This is a genomic window from Pseudoalteromonas piratica (assembly GCF_000788395.1).
In the GTDB taxonomy this organism is placed as follows: Bacteria; Pseudomonadota; Gammaproteobacteria; order Enterobacterales; family Alteromonadaceae; genus Pseudoalteromonas; species Pseudoalteromonas piratica.
Genome location: NZ_CP009888.1, coordinates 2,580,106 through 2,598,505 on the forward strand (window position 1 = coordinate 2,580,106; position 18,400 = coordinate 2,598,505).

Genomic DNA, 18,400 nt, shown 5'->3' on the forward strand with positions numbered 1-18,400 from the left:
GCATATAAAAATATGCGCTTTTTTAATACCTTTAATTTACCAAATTATGCACTTGCGGCTTTTTCATGACTTGATAACGACCACGCATTCAAAAGCGCTCTTACTAATGAAGCCAATGGAATTGCAAAAAACACTCCCCAAAACCCCCATAAACCACCAAAGAATAACACTGCCACAATAATATAAACTGGATGTAAATCAACAGCCTCTGAGAACAAGATTGGCACTAACAAGTTGCCATCTAATGCTTGAATCACACCATAAGCAATAATGACATACCAAAACTCACTGCCCACTCCAAATTGGAAAAGAGCAACTAACGCAACCGGTATTGTGACTAATGCTGCACCAACAAATGGAATTAAGACAGAAAAACCAACTAGCGTGCCCAATAAAGCCGCATACCTTAAGTCAAGAATGGTAAAGGTGATAAAAGTAGTTGAACCGACAATTAAAATTTCAAAAATTTTACCGCGAATATAATTCATAATTTGTTGATTCATTTCTTGCCACACTTGGCTAATTAGCTTTCTTTCATTTGGAATAAATTGTTCAAAGCCAGCAACTAACACTTGCTTGTCTTTCAGCATAAAAAACACTAACAACGGCACTAATATTAAATACACAAGCCAGGCTACTAGGTCTTTTAATGAATTGAGTGAGGTAGAAAGCACTGTTTGGCCAATCGTGACAATGTGCCCTTCTACATTAGACATAATCACTTTTACTTGGTCAGGGTTAACAAGCTCAGGATAATCCTTTGGCAGCGCTAATAAGTAAACTCTGCCCTTTTCAAGCATCGAAGGCACATCTTGCACAAAGTTAGATAATTGCTGCCATAAAACAGGCATGATCCCGACAACAATTGACACGACCAAACCACTAAAAAGAAGCATCACGATAGAGCTTGAAACCACACGACTGGTGCCAAACTGCATTAATTTGGATACCGGCCAATCAAGTAAATATGCAATGATTAATGCCACCATCACTGGAATAATATACGTGCCAAAAAAATAAAGCGCCGCTGCTAGCCCAATAGTAAGCATTAATAAGGTAATAGCATTCGGGTCGGAGAACTTTCGGGTATACCACTGTTTGAAAATATTGAGCACTAAACTTTTTCCTTCAACGAGTTAACCACGGTTAATTGATTTTCATACCATGAATAATCTATTTGTTGATTATCTAGGTAACGAAAAACATCACTTATTTGTGCATTTTCTGCAAATATAAACACCATGTCTTCAGAACGATTATGATTTTTCAGTATGAGTTTAAATTGGACAAAAAGTTGTGGGCAAACGTAGCGTGTCAAATCATACATATTTCATAATTCAATTTAATATTTCTGGGCTAAATTAACACATTATATAGTCTGTTACATTACTAACTCTCATACATCTGGTAATTCTTAACAAACCGCAAGCAAGTTAATGATGAATATGCTAAATTCAGGATATATAAGGTATCGTTTCTCGCTATAGTTTTTGTGTATGAGCAAACCAACAAAAAAAATTGAATTACCTAAAAATCCCACGTTAAAAGATATTAACTGGTTTAAAAAACAACTTAATTGGGGTGAGCTCCCTCCCTTTTATCATATGGTAGCGGCATCTGTGAGTGAAGCTGAAGGTATTTTCAGTCATGGCTTTGACAACGCAATTAAACGCATCACCGATAAACGAAATTGGAACCTTGGTTTACTGGGAGGCGAAGAGCTTGATTCTGGTGAAATAATCTGTGATAACCCACCTCGCATTGCACTCTATCAAGTATTTACAGAACGTGGTTTTGAACTTTTTGCCTACCCCTATGCCAAAGAAAAAGAAATTGACCAATATGTAAAAGACAACCGATTGATGGAATTTCATGTTTGGGACCCACACAGCATGAGAAACATACTTCGTATCAATCAATTACACAAATACATTCAGTTTTATTTCCAACGCGGTGATGAAGCTGACAAAGCATTAATACTGCATTCACATAAAGTAGTGCATAAAACCATTGAATATTTGAAAAGTGAGCTGAACGTCGTCAAGTTATCTGGCGTGTCAATTAAAGACTACTACCAAAAAGCAGAACGAACAGCGGCCGCATGTGAAGATGAATTAGCGCTCGCACAATTAATGGCAAATGAAATGCAACAAAAAAAGGACTAACATGCCAAAACCGACTCTTTTAAAAAAACTAGCTTGTTTTTGTTTTGCGCTCTCACTGCCAGTCGTCGCGCAAAATAACTTTAAATTGCCTGACTTAGGCACCTCGGCAGTGCAAGTTTTATCAATTGAAAAAGAGCGAGCAGTCGGTGATGTAATGATGATGCAAATTCGTGGAACTTCCCGCGTTTTGCAAGATCCCGTTCTTGATGAATATCTAACTAACATCGGAAACCGTTTAGTTGCCCACGCCGATGACATTCGTTTTCCGTTTGAATTTTTCTGGATTGATAATAATGACATTAACGCCTTTGCGTTTTATGGTGGCCATGTCGGTGTTCATACCGGTCTTATTATCAATGCCGATAACGAAAGTCAGCTCGCTTCTGTTGTAGGACACGAAATCGCTCACGTAACACAACGTCACTTGGCAAGACGTCTTCAAAAAGCGAGAGATAACCAAGGCTTAACTATTGCAGGAATGATTGCTGGCATTTTAACCACCATGGTTGCCCCAGATGCGGGTATGGCAATCCTTGCAGCCAGTCAAACACAGTCGCAACTAAGCCAATTAACACACAGTCGTGGTGCTGAGCAAGAAGCCGATCGAATTGGAATGCAAATTTTAAACAATGCAGGGTTTGATCCGAGAGAGTCTAGTGAGTTTTTGTCTAAATTAGCGGATCAACTTCGTCATATGCCAAAGCCCCCAGCATTTTTACTTACTCACCCACTGCCAGACTCGCGTGTCTCCGACGTACGTATGCGTGCTTTACAGTATCCAGAAAGGTTCATTGATTCTTCTATCGATTTTTCACTTGCAAAAGCACGGGTAATCGCTCGATACGGTCAAGACAGTGATAAAGCTGAGCAAGAATTTAGAAAATATCTACGTATCAATCGCTTTGCCCATACAACTGCTGCTGAATATGGTCTTGCCATCACATTAATCGATCAAAAAAAATATAATGAGGCCGCTAACTTACTCACTGCATTGGAAAAAAAAGTACCGGGAAGTTTATTTATACTAGACGCGCAAACTGACTTATTACTTGGTCAAGAAAAATATGAAGAAGCTCTTAGAATGCTGAAAGCAGAATATCAGCGTCAACCAAACAACCAAGTCGTTACTCTTAATTATGCGAATGCTGCCATTACCGCAGGTGAATTAGATCTCGCCAACAAACTGTTAAAGTATTTTCTCCTTGAAAAACCTGACCATGTGCTAGGTAAAGAATTACTTGCGAAAACCTACAAAGAACAAGATGATAAAGCGTCATACCATGAGTTAAGAGCCAGTATTTTCACCGATTACGGCGCTTACTCTCAGGCCTCTAATGAGGTACAAAAAGCATTAAACCATGTTGACACTTCCGACGATATTAAACAACAACGCTTAAAAGCGCGGTTAAAAGAATATCGCTTGATGCAAAAAGAACTCGCTAAACTTTAATTTAAAGCACAGTCGCATTACAATCACGCTAAAAATTGATTTGAGAACTTTATGACAATAAAAATTTACCACAATCCACGCTGCTCGAAATCCCGTGAAACCCTTGCATTACTTGAACAAAACGGTGTTACACCTGAAATTATTGAATACCTAAAAGATGTACCGAGTGTTGACGACATTAAGCAACTACTAACAATGTTAAATTTTGACTCAGCGCGCCAGTTAATTCGCACTAAAGAGACTATCTACAAAGACCTTGCGTTAAGTACTGAAAATGACGAGTCTAAGTTAATCGATGCAATGGTTGCACATCCTAAGTTGATTGAGCGCCCTGTTGTTGTAAACGGTGACAAAGCTGCAGTTGGTCGTCCACCAGAAAACGTGTTAGCGATTATATAATGTCCTATTTATTAGTGTTGTATCACTCTCGTACTGATTCCGTTAAAAACATGGCATACGAAATTGGCGATGCAGCACAGCATGACGGAATAGACGTAAAGATACGCTGTTTCAGTGATGATAGTGATGATTTAGCTGTGACAATTGATGACCTAAAACATTGCGCGGGGCTTGCATTTGGTAGCCCGACTCGTTTTGGTATGATGGCATCTAGCGCCAAACAATTCTGGGAAACCACTAGCGATGTTTGGCTTTCAGGTGAACTTATCGATAAACCAGCAGCAGTATTTACTTCATCGAGTAGCCTACATGGAGGCAATGAAGCAACATTACTGAGCATGTCTCTGCCCTTATTGCATCATGGGATGTTGTTATGTGGCGTACCTTATGACGTCCCTGCGCTAAGCTCGACTAAAACTGGGGGCACTCCTTATGGAGCAAGTCATGTCTCAGGGTTAACTAATTCAAGCCAATTGAGTGCTGAGGAACTCAGCATTTGCCAAAGCGTAGGCGCTCGCCTTGCAAAACTTATTAAGCAATTACAATGAGCAATATAGAAAAAAAAGCAATCACCAAGCGGTACCAAAAAATAGCGTTAGTTGGCTATGTTGGACTGTTAATTCTTATGCCTGTGTGGTTATTATGGTTAATGCCGCGTGAAGGTTATAGCACAGGCTTCGTCATTGGGTTATATATCGTACCACTGCTGCTGCCGCTAAAGGGGTTTATTCAAGATAAACCTTATACTTATGCTTGGGCTAACTTTATCGTTATCATTTATTTTCTTCATGGCTTTACCTCGTTATGGATTGCTGAGGGTGAATTACTTTTTGTACTGTTAGAGTTGCTTTTTGCTAGTTGTATGTTTATTGGCTGCACTTACTATGCCCGCTATCGGGGTCAAGAGTTAGGCCTTAAAATTAGAAAGCTAAAAGACGAACTGGCTGAAGAAAAAGCCGCTTTTGAAGATAAAGAATAGAACTAGAAGCGGCATTTGCCGCTTTTTTTTAATTTAGTGCTTTTAAAAATGACTCAAACCATGGCATAGCTACTGGAACAGGGTCACTGTTTTCAGTTGCATCTATTTGCAACATTGGTTGTACTTCTCTACCTGCTAGTGATGCTAAAAGTTCGCGAAATTTTCTGCCTGCACCACAAAACGTCTCACCATAATTACTATCACCCATTGCAATAACCGCAAATGGTTTATTCAAGATAGCTGGTTTTTCTGATTCTAACGCTATAAACAACGATTCAAGCTCATAAGGAATATCGCCCTGACCTGTCGTTGATGTCAGTATCAAAATAACATCACTTTCTAGCAAATCAGTAATAGTACCTGGGTTAAATAGCGCTAAGTCATGCCCATGCTTTTCTGCAACTGGTTTTAATTCTTCCGCTAACGATTCAGCCGCACCATACACTGTACCTATAAAGCACTTAATCTTTGCCATATTCTTTCCTTGATTTAATACCTTAGCTAAGTTTAAGTTGGCTCGTCTGTTTTTTCCAACTGATACGCATCTTCTTGATGTGGCCACCCCAGTTTCTCAAATAACGCCAGTTCTTGCTCTCCAATCGACGCTGCTATATGAACAGACCTCTCTGTAATTGGGTGAACAAAGGTTAAATCTTTGGCAAATAACATCAGACGATTCATTTCAAATTCGCGCTGAAAGAAATGATTCTGTTTGTTATCTCCATAATTCGCATCATTTAAAATGGGGTGATTAATATGATTTAAATGGCGTCTAATTTGATGTTTCCGTCCAGTCTTAGGAAAACATTCAACTAACGAATAACGCACTGTGGGAAACTTGCCCAATGGCTTATTAATTACTGCCTGATGCAAACAATTAAAGGTAGTCTGCGCTTCCTGAGCAGGTTTATCTTTATCGGCAAACTTATCTGCAATTTTATCATGCTTAAACTTAAGTGGATGATCGACTTCAATTGACGTTGGCGCGAAACCACGGGTCAGTGCTAAATAGCGTTTGCTAATTTTATGTTCAGAAAATAACGAACTCGCTATGCGTGCCACCTCACTGCTGAGCGCAAATAAAAGCACGCCAGAGGTTGGTCTGTCTAAACGGTGAAGTGGAAATACATGTTGACCAATTTGGTCGCGTAACATCTGCATGGCAAAATAGACTTCGCGTTTATCTAAAAAGGAGCGATGTACGAGTAAGCCTGATGGTTTATCAACCGCAATAAAGTACTCATCACGATATAAAATAGTTAATTCACCAAACATTAACTCATCGCCTTATCTATTTTTTTAATGATACTAATGACAGCAGCATGTTTTGGGATCATTTGCTCAGCCATTGGTGAAATACTTGCTCCTGTTGGAAGGGCCTGATTCGATGCGAGTAACTGTTGCACACGTTCAATAAAAACATATTGTAACCAGTTTTCAAATGGCATGGTGTCGTAGCAAAACGGTGCTGCTGACATAAACGCCTCAGCTTTCGGTGGGTTTTTTGCCCAAAGACCGCTAGCTTTCATGGTTGCTTCAAGTTCTATTAATAATGCGGCTATCATTTTCACGCCTTAATTGAAATTATATCGCGGCATTTTATCAAAAATTGCGGGCATTTCATTGTATAATAGCCAAAACGCAGTTATGGGTCTTTTTAATGCAACAATCTATTTCAAGCCTAGCCGAACTCCTTGATAATGCCGGTACTACCTGGCGTGTTTACGACATGGGACGACGAATCCAAAAAATTGATAAATCAACGTTTATCCAGATAGAAAATAATCAGATTCCCTATCCCTTCCCATTACAACAACATGCTTTTTTAGCTATTCAGTTTTGGAATAGCCAAGAATCACACACACCGTATATCTGGTTCTTAAAAATGCCACTGGATGAACAAAGTAAACTCATTCAAGCAAGCCGTAACCATTTTGCATCTATGGTTATGGAAGCATTAGGAAATCAACTTACAGGTAATGACGAAGCACAGAGTGAACTTGATAATAACCCCTATGTGTTCACGCCAAATGCAAATAAACTTGCTGCTTTTAATGCAATTATTAAAAATGAATTAAAACAAAGCGCGTCTGCATATTATGAACATGTCGAACTTTATTTTAGTGGTAAATTAGGATTTGATGATTGGCAGCACCTTGGTTTGCAAGGTATCGCTGATTTTGCAATTCGCCTTACTGAGCCTAATCAACAAAACCTTATTGATGCTTTTGGGAAGCTACCGCAACCTGTAGTCCAGTCACTTGCCGCAACGTTAGAGCACAGCAATATTTCGGTAATTTTAACTGAGGCACTTTATAACGAATTTGAAAAAGCGTTAAAAAATCAAGATAGCGAAAATATCATTAATTATTTACGCATGATGTCAAACACAACAGCCCTCGGAATTTTACAACGTGCTGTAGCTGATATCATGGCTGATAAAAAAGCGCTTAACCTCGATATAGTGCTCACCCTTACAGGTCGCTGCTGGCATGTGTTGGAGTCACATTTAGTTGCCCTAATGGAATACTTAGCCACAGAACAATCGCAAGATATATTCAGTGGTATTTTTGCCGACCTAGTTGCAATTCCAAGTTTGCGCCCTCATATGTTAGCTATGATCCGAATGCAAGATCGCAGTGAACAACTTTCACGAGCAATTGGTAAACTATTTCAACAATAAAAATGTGGTAATTCTATGGCGTCAATTTGGCTTATTCTCGGTGTAACATGTGTTATTTATTTCTTTTGGATTGACCGACAAGCAGCAGAAAGTGCACGAGAGTATGCCAATCGCCATAGTAAACAACTTAACGTACAGTTTTTAAGTATTGCATGCATAAACAAGCGTGTGGGTATTTTGAAAAATGGTAAACCAGGCTTAAAATCAAGCTTTGCTTGGGAGTTTTCAAGTAATGGGCAAGATAGCTATACAGGAGTCGTCCATCTTGAGAATGACAAAATTATCGGTGTTGACGTACCACCGCATAAAATCAGCTAATAAGTTAGCTTTATCTAGTACCACAAAAAACTAAGGCGCAACATAATGTCGCGCCTCAAATCAGAAAAAATATCCTTTTTTCTATGGTCATCCGTTTCCAAACCGTGCCTAAGCACTCCTTTTTCATCCATTGAAGGAAACCATTCCTTGATCCCCTTGCTATCCATGTCCCAATTCCAAACCTCTTCCTGAGGTGTCCCTTCGCATCCAAGCCTTTCCATGTAGTTTGGTTTATCCTAAACCATCCATTAAACGCTCCTGCGTTTGTCCTTATTGCTTCCAGCAAAACGCTAATTCATTTAGCGCACAGTCTTCCTTGCGTCCCTGTCCTTTGATCCTTTGATACGCCCTGTATCAATGCCTAAGTCCATTCCTTGGCAAGATGAACATAAATCCGTTATGTCCGCTTCCTTGATGTGTAAATAATAGGAGCAAATGGTCTTAAGTTTAATAAGCTGAAACGAAATAAAATTACTAAATATTTTAGTAATATTTAACTTTTTTATATTAAACAAGCTGTTAGGTGGTTTTATAGACCTATTTCAGCATACTTAAACATAACAAACTCACATTGATGTAAGATATTTCCTACACACTAATTACCCATTTTCTACTTTTGACTTTACAAACAATTGGCCTGTCACTTTGGTGAACGTCAACGCCTGTTCACTTCGGTATCCTTCACTTTCAAAAAGCGCGCAATGTTTATCTTGAGTAATAAATATCGCACTGTGATCGGCATTATCTGTATTGACCAAATCATCAATTGCACGAAGTAAAAAACGGCCAATGCCTTGATGCTGCACATGTGGGTCAACAGCAAATAAACTAATAAAGCAGCAATTAGGAAACTGAGTGACGGCCTGATGAATCGCCTTTTCTTTTTCAATTAATTGTTTTGTTGAAATCATACCGGTATTAAGCATCAACTTTAATCGCCAATGCCATACTCTATCTGCTGCGAGCGAGTCATTCGCTTTTTGTACACAACTTACCGCTATTAAATTATTGCCTGAAAAGACCCCTATAATGTGCTGATGACTTTGCCAAAAGCTTGCTAACTCTTCTCTAATAAGCAGTCTGAGCTTTTTTTCATAGGTTGCAGGGGATTTACTATCAAATGATAAAATTTGTTGAAACAATTCATCGTCGTGATATGCCTGATACAATACGCTAGCTGCAATGTTACAATCTTCAGCTGTGAGATAACTTGCTTTTAACTCAGTAGTCGGTCCATCCTGTGCTAATAATTCATCGTTCATGTTGTGCCCCTTATTATTGTTTTTACACATCTCAAGTTAGCACAAAATTTGCGCTATTCTACAATAATTTAGTGTTTTAAATGCACCATATCCTATTTACCTTAAAAGACGCTTTAACCATTTCCCCATTGACTGAAGAATTAGATGTAAAATCAGCAGCAGCTTAATAGCGAACTTTGCTAGATTACAGTAAACTTGGACAATTATTTTTGTAGGATAAGCACATGCAAGACATCGTTATTGCTGCCATCAGCAAACTTTTAGCGGCAAAGAAACAACCTAATGTTGCCTTAGTGAAAGCGAATCTATCCCAACCCGTACCAATGCCAGTCATTATTGATGTGTTAGCACGCTTTAAACAAAACCCCTCAGATTTTGAAAAAAATGCTGCAGAACAAACGACAAAGCCAACTGTGCAAACAGCACACTCACAGAGCCAGCTTGACCGCATCGAGGCAAAACTCGATAAACTTCTTTCACTTTTAGAAAATAAATAATCATTTATGTATATTGTTGATTTAACCTTTGACTGCTACCAAGACACGACCCTTGAAGCTGCTGAACAAGCTATCGTTCGCCTTGTTAATGCGCTTCGCTTTAACGGTCAAATTATTGGTGAAGAGTTTCCAACAACGTTAAAAGATGGCTTTTTTATTACTCGAGTAATGTGCCCTGAAGAAGATGCACTTCATCCTTTAAACCATAGCCCTTTTGTTAAATTTAGTTTAGATAAATTAAATGAAGCCGGTTTATTACAACCGAAAGTGAAAGTGATTGGTCAAGATATTCACTCTAACGGCTCAGATAGCTGCACGTCACCATCAAGCTATATTTTATACACGACATATCTTCACACATGCAGTCCTCTCTACTGTGGCGACGACTTTATGCCTGTACCACTTTATAAAGTGCCAGCAGTTGCCAATGGTGATTTTAAAGCATTATTAAAATGGCAAGAAGATTGGCAAGCATGCGATCAAATTCAAATTAATGGGGCTACTCGTTGTGAATTTGCTGCCATCAAAGAATTGGCTGATGTAGATAGTGACTTATTTAGACGCGGAATGGATCTTTCTAAACGTATTCGCTTTCTAACCAAGAAACCGGTTTATTACTATTTATACCGTGTTGGTGGGTTGTCTAAAGAACAAGAACTAAGTCGAAAATGTCCTAAATGTAACGGTGATTGGCGTTTAGCTGAGCCATGGTTTGGTTTATTTGATTTTCGCTGCGATGATTGCGAGTTGATATCAAACATTTCATGGGATTTTCAATAAGGCGCAAATGCGCCTTATTTTTTATTACGCATTTATTGAACGTAATAAAGCCCTTTACACTCACTTAAAAACGCAGCCATCGAATCTGCTAATTTGTGATGCGGTGCTTTACCTAAATACTCCAACCAAATACTGCCATCAGCTAAATCCATTACAAGTAATAGATCATCCTCTTCACAGGTTGCAAAAAAAACAGTATCCGCCTGCTTCAATCTGCGCTTCATTAACACGTGGCCTGTAATATTTTGCTGTAAGCGATCAAAATCTTGTTCACTCCACGCTTGTAATAAGCACAAGTTATGCTCCTGATAATTAGCAAATAAATTATCACTATAAAAGCTAGCAAAGTATTCTTTTAATTGTTGTGGGAATTGTGTTTCGAGGGCTTTTTCCAGTTTATCTAAACTGCCTTGCTGCGCTACTTGCTGCCAAGCCACACTCTTATTTTCAACCGAATTTGGGATCTCACATGGGCTCGGCCATTCAGTATCATGAAAGACACGAGGTGCACCGCCCGTTTTTTGTTCTGCTAATTGGGTAATCTCGGTATAAATGCGTTGTAAGTTTTCGCTAATTGACATACTGCCTTTGCCTAATTTATTCGTTACAATAGTAAATATTTTATCGATTTTAATCTGATTATGTCACATTACCAAGATGCACCTGAGCTAAAAGGTGCTTTACTCGGCCAACAAACCGAATACAAAGATAGTTATGATGCCTCTTTACTGTTTCCGATTGCCCGTAAACTTAATCGCGACGATTTAAATATAGATGAAAACGCATTGCCATTTAAGGGTGAAGACACTTGGACAGGCTATGAGCTTTCTTGGTTGAATCAAAAAGGAAAACCTGTTGTTGCCGTTGCTGAATTTATTTTTCCTGCCACCAGCAGTCATATTATTGAGTCAAAGTCATTCAAGCTTTATTTAAATAGCTTCAATCAAACCAAGTTTGATTCGATGGCTGAGGTTGAAGCGGTTCTTACACAAGATTTATCAAACGCGGCAAACTGTAATGTCATTGTGAAGTTATTTAATGCTGATCACTTTGACTGCTTAATGCCAACACCTTTTAATGGTATTTGCTTAGATGAATTGGACATTGAAGTATCACAATACGATTTAAATACTGAATTGCTCACTGCAGATGACAATGACGAGGTTGTGACAGAAACACTCTATAGCCACTTACTTAAGTCGAATTGTTTAATTACCTCTCAACCTGACTGGGCATCTGTTGTGATCCGTTATACCGGTAAAAAAATCAATCACGAAAGCCTGTTAAAGTATTTAATCTCATTTAGAAACCACAATGAATTCCACGAGCAATGTGTGGAGCGTTTGTTCTGTGATTTGCAATGTAAGTTTGCTCTAAGCAAACTTGAAGTATATGCGCGCTATACACGTCGCGGCGGCCTAGATATCAACCCCTATCGCTCTACCGACTATGACACAACTCAGTTCACACTAAAAAGTAACCGCCAATAGCGGTTACTTACCCTTACATTAACCTTTTAGAGACTTTTTAGAACGCATTGGCACACTCAAGCTACATACATCTATATAGTTAGCTTGATGTTGAAACCACGGCTCAGGACGATTGCGCCTAGATTCAATATATTGCTTGAAACTTGCGCTTTGTGTTTTCATAACTTCAATATCATGGGCAGGTGAATCAGCTAAGTCCGATGCTACAGCAAAATTAACAATCGGATTGAAATTAACATCTTCAATGGTTGTTTCTGGCTTGCGAGCTAATCGTTGAATATGCTCCATACCTGTTACAACTCGACCAAACGACGTAATATTCAAATCAAGGTAACGGTGATTACCTAAAATCACATAGAACTCAGTCCCCCCACTGTTGATACTGTTACTTCTTGCCATGGCAAAATTTCCAGTACAATGAGTTTGCCAAGTTTCTGTTCCTGTGACGTTCTGTGCAACTGCAAACCCGTTTAAAAAGCCAGTTTTATCAGCATAGCCATCATTTACATCAACTAATTGAATTGCAATTGGGTTTTTAGTTTCTTTTGTAAATTCAGCATTGACTGTTTTACTGCCCGTTTTTGGTTGCTTCTTCTCGGAAATGTCGCCCCCTTGCGCAACAAACCCTTCAACAAAACGATAAATGTTAAGCCCGTTATAAAATCCCTCTCTCACTAACTTTTTAAAATTAGCAACGTGATTAGGCGCTAGTTGCGGGTTTAGAGCAATCACCACATCACCCGTTTTCAACGATAAAATAACCGTGTTTTCTAAATCAAGGCTACGCCACTCATCGTTGGTCGAGTTTTCTATAACTGCCGCTGGCGACATCGCTCGTTCTTTTGCGAACAAAGGTAATGAAAAGAGCGCAATAATACTTGTCGCTAAGACAAATTGGGTTAGTTTTATCATTGTTAATCCCAGTCAAATTTATAAAGAATATCGAGTGAATCGTTGAGGCCACTAATTGCCTCTATGTATAACCGAGGGAGTAGTTGATATCGCACCGCAACTTCACTCATTGAATCAAAAATACCAATACTGTAACGCACTTGAATACCTGGTGCCACATAACCTGAAATTTCAACCTTGGTGTCTTCACCACTGCCACGAGAGGATAACGAAACGTCATCAATGCCTATTGCCTCACCAATTTTACTGATACTTCCCTCGCCTCGTGCAAGTCCCCTTGCAAGCAATAATTGCGTTAACATACCGTCGCTGGCCGAGTTGGATTCACTCAGCGCTCGCCCAGAGAGTAAATAGGACAACGCCATTGCTTGATCCATATTTGGGTCCGAGAATACATCTAAGCGTGGTTCCTCAACACTTCCCGTTAATTTAACACCTGCAGTTACACCATCTTCAGTGAGGTCTGGGTTACGAATAGCACGCACATTTAATAACGGTTTATCAACGGCACCATTAAAAATAAGCTGACCCGTTTCTATCAATAACTCTTGGCCAAATGCGCGATATTCCCCTTCCAGTAAGGCAATTTCACCGCTAGCAATAAGCGGCGAATTATCAACTTGTTTAAATAGCACATCCCCTTTCAACTTTGAGCGCAGACCAAACGAATCAATGCGCACTTTATCATCAATTAGAATTGCTAAATCAACACTATAAGCAACAGGAGCTGATTTTTTTTGCTGCTTTGGGGCATCAACAATGAGTTCATCATCTGAAACACTGACAGCCCCCTCAGGGAGTTCTTTTACTTTAACGCGTCCATCAACCACATGAACCTTGCCTTTCACGTCGGCAAATTGATCTGCATAGTCAATACTAATATCAGGTGATAGCGCAAACCATACGTTAGGTTCCAGTGCAATTTTGAAGCTATCGCCATTGATTTGTGCATTTAACGCGGGCTCGTTTTGCCAGTCGGCATTTCCTTGAAGCGCTAAGGTGCCCTGATTGTTATCAGCAAGCTTACCTGTCAAAGTGGCACTGTGATCGTTAAAAGCAATACTAAGATCACCTTGCTCAATAAAAAGTGGTGTCCAAGGTGCCAAAAATGCCAAATCACTTAAAGTAAGTTCACCTTGTATTTGCGGTGAAAATGCCGTGCCAGAGAGGGTTACATTGGCATTTAATTCGCCATTGAGCTTATCAATTTGTTGGCTAAAGCCCTTTAAATTCGCAAAACTAAGAGATTGTAAAGCGAGCCTTCCTGTTAATGGACGCGTGCCCGTTAATTCGCTAATGTCGATATCGCCGATGATATTACCAAGTACTGAAGACTGAATATCTGTATCTAGCGCAATAGCCTCTTCATTGGCTTGTAACTTAAAGAAAAGTTGTTCAATGGGTACATCAGTTTTAATAAAGCTTTCGTTGATATCAAAGTGGATCGTATTTGAGTGAAATTCACTATCAATGGCTAACAACTTACCTTGTTGCCACTTCGCATTGAAATGCCCTTTTAACTCTCCATGAGGTGAGATTGTTTTCGGCATGACTAAACTTAATACAGATAAATCTAAATGAGTCAGGTTTAGAGCGATATTACCTTGCTCAGTTGAGGCACTTAAAGCATCTAAACAAAATGATGTATTGGTGCCTAACCAACAATGCTGATCAACAGTTGCACTTGCTTGGCTAACATCATAATCAAAATTAATCGCTTGCTGATTGCTTAAGTTAATTTTGTCATTTTTGAAAGCAAGCTGATTAATTTGACCTTTATATTGATGTTGCGTTAACCCACCCTGTGAATTTGCACTAACATTTAGCGTGTCTGAGATTAGATTCAATTTAAGAGAGTGTGATTGCAAATCGCCGTTTACATCCAATTGAATAAGATTGATTGCTTGCTCATCGATATTAATACCCGCAGCTTCAAGGGAAATATTTGCAAGGTAATTTTTGGCAACGTCTAAGTTGCCATTACTGACTATTTCATCAATGCGATAATTCTTAAGAGAAAGTCGCTTGAGTGCCATTGACCAACCTAATAACGGTGTCTTAACCTCACCGGTAATAGTGAAATCAGCATTTCCTTGACCTGACAGGCGACTGTCGATTGTTTCAGGATCCACCAGATTAAGATCACCTTTAATGTGCCATTGTTGATCTATCTTGCCGGATAGATTCAGCACATTTTGCGCACTTGCAATGGTAAATTCTGAAATCTCAGCGTGTAATTTATCATCCAGCGCAAGCACAAGATTAGCATCGAGCGGTGCATTATTAATTTGCCCAGCAACGGCGAGTTCTGGTACGTTAAGGCGCCAGTTTTGTCCATCTGAGACAAACTGAAGCGCCGCTTTTAAAGAGACGTCTGAAGCAATCGATGGTTCAAATTCCTCAATACTGATTTTATCGGATAACAAGGTAAATGATGCATCTATGCCCTGTTGCCAATCAACAGTGCCAGTTAACGATAAATTGCTAGCAGGACTCGAAAGCAACAAATGCTGTATATTAAGCTGCGTAAAACTGCCTTCGCCTTCACTTTCAATTCGTAGTGCGGGTAATTGATTATTGTGTAAAGCCGTATTGAGTTGGTATTTAAAGCTCGTTAAATCACCATTCGCTTTTATTTCAATATCATCAACAATAATTTTCTGGGCTTGTTTTTCAATTTCAAGATGTTCTGACTCCACTGATAGCGTGAAAGGCAGTTGTTTGTTTTCTAATGAGGTCAGAAATTCAAGTTTTGCACTGTAAAGACCTGATAACACACTGTTTAGCCTAAGCTCTGAAAAGTCACCATTGAGTTCACTGGACAGTTGATGCTGATCTGTTTCAAGGTTCACTAAAAGTGAGATTGGGTTATTTTCTGACAGTACTATATTACCCTGCAGGCTTGCGCTGAGCTCTTCATGGGCCAGAGAAAGTTGTGAAATACTGATTTGGTCTGCCTGCTGCTGCGCTTTGAGTTTTATATGTTCAAAGTGTTCAATGAGCTGCCCTCGATTCAATTCAACCCGCTCGATCGTTAAGTCATCAATCTGCCAATTTAAAGGCGTAACAAAAGTAACGGGGGAAATTTCGGGTAACAGTAACGGCTCTGAAGGCTTAGGCTGTTCATCTTTTTGTGGCGGTAATGTTATTGTTACTTTTTGCACCGCTGTTTTAAGCACATTGATATCACTATCATAAATACTGAACCGCGATGAAAAATCATCAATGGATGCGTGTATATCACCTTGCGAAAAAGTGAACTGCTGGAGTGCGATTGACTTAGCCGAAATTGACAGTGGCAATGTTATTGCTTCGAGCGGCCCTGCGTTTGCATTTTGAGCTGCTTGGCTATTTGTTTGTATGGTAACAGCAACTAGTTCTGCCTCTAACGCTTCAAAACACAGATCTGCACATGTCAAAAAACGCACATCTAACATCATGTTTTTAAATTGCAACGTTACTTCAGAGGTAACATAGTCGACATTGAAAATACCTCCTCGCAGAAGCGGTCTACCGTCTGTCGTAACTGTTACATTAGGTATTAAATGGTTAACGCCATAGACAAGTGCTTGGTTACCAATGCCACTAAAAAGTAATGCGACTACACCTATCAATAAGACTAGAAACGCCCAAAACGCATTTCTAACAACTCGAAGCACTCGCTTTGTTAGTGATGGTGTGTGTTTCACCTTATCATTCATATTTCAGGCCCTATGGTAATACTAAAGCGGCCTGTGCGATTTTCATCAGTAACAGCAAAGGCATAATCAATCCTGACTGGACCAATTGGTGTAAGCCAACGAACACCAAAACCTGTACCTATTTGAATTTCTTCGTCGAAGTCATTGGTTGCAGTTCCCGCATCTACAAAGAGTGCTGCTCGCCAATTTGGTAAGAAGCGATAATTGTATTCTGCACTGGCGGTAACTAAGTACTGTCCACCCACAACCTGATCACCGATTTTTGGTGCTATTGACTCATAACGATAACCGCGAATACTTTTGTCACCACCGGCAAAAAAGCGCATTGATATAGGAACAGCATTAATGTCTTCCGTCACAATTGCGCCCAAATTTACCCTCGCAAGGAACATATGACGATCGGCATAGGTGCGTAACTGTTGGCCTAAAATTTGTACCTTGAAGAGATCGACTTCCGAGGCTAAATGTTCACTAGCAAATTCAGTGGACACGAGCAGTTGTTCGCCCCAATAGGGTGTCGTTCCTCCTAGCGTGTGTTTACGAGCGTAGCTAATGCCCGGCAACACCATATTGCTGTGATAACTGATATTATTGATGTCATAATTCTCGATTTCATACTTAACAAACGCAGTACGCACCCAATTGTGTTCAGTAAGCCACTGACGCTGCGCTTGTGTTGTTAGCTTTCTTGACATTTTAAGGTCATCATAAATATACCCAGCGCCAAAACGCCACACATCATTATTGGGATCGTTCACCGGAATGGTATAACTTATTCTCGCCTGAGGGTCGACCTGACTGGCCTCAATATTGGTTTCTAGATAATGACCCTCATTTGTAATCCATGGTTTAGTCCACTTAAATCGTAGCTTTAAGCCATTGTCATCCGTGCTAATACCTCCACCTAACTCAAAGCTGTTTTTAGGTTTGTGCAAAAGTTGCACTATTACAGACACTTCCCCGTTTTGGCGATTAATAATATCAGGGTAAACCCGCACACTTTTAAAATAGGGCATATTTGAAAGGCGAATATTAAAGTCACTGACAATCGCGTTATCGTAAAAATTCCCAACCACCATTGGGTTGATGCGATGAACTAAGTTATTTGCTTTTATTTCTCTATCTAAAATCATCGGACCAAAGCGATAACGCTTACCAGAATCCACATGTAAACGAATGATGGCAGATGCAGTGCCTCTTCGTACCTCAATAGTGTGCCTTATCCATTTGGTATCGAAATAGCCTAAATCAAAAAGGGTATTGTTTATTAACGCTTTGGCCTTTTCATAAGCACCGTGATTTAAACTATCACCGACAGATATGTTGAGCTTTGATATTCGTTCTTCAATGATGGGATCTTTCGCGCCCTCACCTAAAAGCTGAATATCGAGTTGGCTTATTTTAGTTTGTTGATTGGGTTTAACTCTAACGTGTAACTTGACCTTACCGTCACTTTCGTCAGCTTTAACGTCTATTTGAGGCAAATAATAACCAAATGGTTTAAGTGCATTTTGGCTAAGCGTTTTGGCATTTTTAAGCAAGCTTGGTGAGAATGTTTGTTGTTTAAGCTCATTTAGGTATAACTCAACGTTTCGTTTTAACGTTTCATCATTGGCTTTTACGGTGATTTGCGTCACTGTTTGTGATGCAGAACAAGCAAAGCCCCACAAAACAACAGCAAAAAACACAATATAGCGATACAAGATAAAGTCACGATTAATATAAAGTTAAATTATTCTAACCCGACAAATAATGCTAATAAAC

The 18,400-nt window shown here is 39.4% G+C and carries 19 protein-coding genes; 10 read left to right on the top strand and 9 right to left on the bottom strand.

The genetic code is table 11. The annotated features are described in order from the left end of the window. Nucleotides 1-44 precede the first annotated feature (44 nt). Nucleotides 45-1,115 (bottom strand): AI-2E family transporter, encoded by a 1,071-nt coding sequence (locus OM33_RS11940; protein WP_038641996.1) that lies wholly within the window; start codon nucleotides 1,113-1,115, stop codon nucleotides 45-47. A 381-nt stretch (nucleotides 1,116-1,496) separates the two neighbouring features. Here OM33_RS11940 and OM33_RS11950 point away from each other — a divergent pair, with 381 nt between their 5' ends. The 5 genes from OM33_RS11950 to OM33_RS11970 are packed head-to-tail and all read left to right on the top strand — an operon-like array spanning nucleotide 1,497 to nucleotide 4,993. Further along, on the top strand, nucleotides 1,497-2,165 hold the full coding sequence (locus OM33_RS11950) for a hypothetical protein (RefSeq protein WP_038642001.1): 669 nt from the start codon (nucleotides 1,497-1,499) through the stop codon (nucleotides 2,163-2,165). Nucleotide 2,166: 1 nt separating this feature from the next. Then, nucleotides 2,167-3,615 carry a beta-barrel assembly-enhancing protease gene (gene bepA, locus OM33_RS11955; protein WP_038642002.1) on the top strand — a complete coding sequence of 483 codons (1,449 nt, stop codon included), beginning with the start codon at nucleotides 2,167-2,169 and terminating at the stop codon, nucleotides 3,613-3,615. Between the two features lie 51 nt (nucleotides 3,616-3,666). Next, nucleotides 3,667-4,014, top strand: a complete 348-nt coding sequence (gene arsC, locus OM33_RS11960) for an arsenate reductase (glutaredoxin) (RefSeq protein WP_038642004.1) — start codon at nucleotides 3,667-3,669, stop codon at nucleotides 4,012-4,014. Beyond that, a complete protein-coding gene (locus OM33_RS11965) occupies nucleotides 4,014-4,562 on the top strand; it encodes an NAD(P)H-dependent oxidoreductase (protein ID WP_407681039.1) in 549 nt (182 codons plus the stop codon). The genes arsC and OM33_RS11965 overlap by 1 nt, the downstream gene beginning before the upstream one ends. Continuing rightward, nucleotides 4,559-4,993: a DUF2069 domain-containing protein gene (locus tag OM33_RS11970; RefSeq protein WP_038642008.1), complete on the top strand. Its 435-nt coding sequence runs from the start codon at nucleotides 4,559-4,561 to the stop codon at nucleotides 4,991-4,993. The genes OM33_RS11965 and OM33_RS11970 overlap by 4 nt, the downstream gene beginning before the upstream one ends. A gap of 28 nt (nucleotides 4,994-5,021) precedes the next feature. On the opposite strand, the gene OM33_RS11975 is transcribed toward OM33_RS11970, so the two are convergent. From OM33_RS11975 to OM33_RS11985, 3 genes are read right to left on the bottom strand one after another with little or no spacing between them, the layout of a single operon-like run. Beyond that, on the bottom strand, nucleotides 5,022-5,468 hold the full coding sequence (locus OM33_RS11975; RefSeq protein WP_038642010.1) for a flavodoxin domain-containing protein: 447 nt from the start codon (nucleotides 5,466-5,468) through the stop codon (nucleotides 5,022-5,024). 32 nt (nucleotides 5,469-5,500) lie between these two features. Beyond that, entirely contained in the window at nucleotides 5,501-6,268 is a 768-nt protein-coding gene (truC, locus tag OM33_RS11980; protein WP_038642012.1) for a tRNA pseudouridine(65) synthase TruC, read from the bottom strand. Continuing rightward, the gene (locus OM33_RS11985; protein WP_038642014.1) at nucleotides 6,268-6,558 is read right to left on the bottom strand and encodes a YqcC family protein; all 291 of its coding nucleotides are present in this window, start codon (nucleotides 6,556-6,558) and stop codon (nucleotides 6,268-6,270) included. The genes truC and OM33_RS11985 overlap by 1 nt, the downstream gene beginning before the upstream one ends. 95 nt (nucleotides 6,559-6,653) lie before the next feature. On the opposite strand from OM33_RS11985, the gene OM33_RS11990 reads away from it, so the two are divergent. Both OM33_RS11990 and OM33_RS11995 read left to right on the top strand, forming a co-directional pair. After that, nucleotides 6,654-7,676 (top strand): DUF3549 family protein, encoded by a 1,023-nt coding sequence (locus OM33_RS11990; RefSeq protein WP_038642016.1) that lies wholly within the window; start codon nucleotides 6,654-6,656, stop codon nucleotides 7,674-7,676. Between the two features lie 15 nt (nucleotides 7,677-7,691). Further along, nucleotides 7,692-7,994: a DUF3301 domain-containing protein gene (locus tag OM33_RS11995; protein WP_038642018.1), complete on the top strand. Its 303-nt coding sequence runs from the start codon at nucleotides 7,692-7,694 to the stop codon at nucleotides 7,992-7,994. A 599-nt stretch (nucleotides 7,995-8,593) separates the two neighbouring features. Here the strand turns inward: OM33_RS11995 and OM33_RS12005 are convergent. Beyond that, nucleotides 8,594-9,256 (bottom strand): GNAT family N-acetyltransferase, encoded by a 663-nt coding sequence (locus OM33_RS12005; protein ID WP_038642022.1) that lies wholly within the window; start codon nucleotides 9,254-9,256, stop codon nucleotides 8,594-8,596. 224 nt (nucleotides 9,257-9,480) lie between these two features. Between OM33_RS12005 and OM33_RS12010 the strand changes: the two genes are divergently transcribed. Together OM33_RS12010 and OM33_RS12015 are read left to right on the top strand one after the other, a co-directional pair. Next, nucleotides 9,481-9,753, top strand: a complete 273-nt coding sequence (locus OM33_RS12010) for a hypothetical protein (RefSeq protein ID WP_038642024.1) — start codon at nucleotides 9,481-9,483, stop codon at nucleotides 9,751-9,753. A gap of 6 nt (nucleotides 9,754-9,759) precedes the next feature. Then, the gene (locus OM33_RS12015) at nucleotides 9,760-10,533 is read left to right on the top strand and encodes a Zn-ribbon-containing protein (RefSeq protein WP_038642026.1); all 774 of its coding nucleotides are present in this window, start codon (nucleotides 9,760-9,762) and stop codon (nucleotides 10,531-10,533) included. A gap of 32 nt (nucleotides 10,534-10,565) precedes the next feature. On the opposite strand, the gene syd is transcribed toward OM33_RS12015, so the two are convergent. Then, nucleotides 10,566-11,114: a SecY-interacting protein gene (gene syd / locus OM33_RS12020; RefSeq protein WP_038642027.1), complete on the bottom strand. Its 549-nt coding sequence runs from the start codon at nucleotides 11,112-11,114 to the stop codon at nucleotides 10,566-10,568. 60 nt (nucleotides 11,115-11,174) lie between these two features. Here syd and queF point away from each other — a divergent pair, with 60 nt between their 5' ends. Then, nucleotides 11,175-12,023: an NADPH-dependent 7-cyano-7-deazaguanine reductase QueF gene (gene queF / locus OM33_RS12025; RefSeq protein ID WP_038642030.1), complete on the top strand. Its 849-nt coding sequence runs from the start codon at nucleotides 11,175-11,177 to the stop codon at nucleotides 12,021-12,023. Between the two features lie 18 nt (nucleotides 12,024-12,041). Here queF and OM33_RS12030 read toward each other — a convergent pair whose 3' ends face one another. Genes OM33_RS12030 through OM33_RS12040 form a run of 3 tightly spaced genes read right to left on the bottom strand, consistent with a single transcriptional unit; the run spans nucleotide 12,042 to nucleotide 18,339 of the window. Then, nucleotides 12,042-12,935, bottom strand: a complete 894-nt coding sequence (locus OM33_RS12030; protein WP_052140995.1) for a peptidylprolyl isomerase — start codon at nucleotides 12,933-12,935, stop codon at nucleotides 12,042-12,044. 2 nt (nucleotides 12,936-12,937) lie between these two features. After that, a complete protein-coding gene (gene tamB / locus OM33_RS12035) occupies nucleotides 12,938-16,636 on the bottom strand; it encodes an autotransporter assembly complex protein TamB (RefSeq protein ID WP_038642032.1) in 3,699 nt (1,232 codons plus the stop codon). Continuing rightward, nucleotides 16,633-18,339: an autotransporter assembly complex protein TamA gene (locus OM33_RS12040; RefSeq protein ID WP_052140996.1), complete on the bottom strand. Its 1,707-nt coding sequence runs from the start codon at nucleotides 18,337-18,339 to the stop codon at nucleotides 16,633-16,635. Before OM33_RS12040 ends, tamB begins: the two co-directional genes overlap by 4 nt. Nucleotides 18,340-18,400 lie beyond the last annotated feature (61 nt).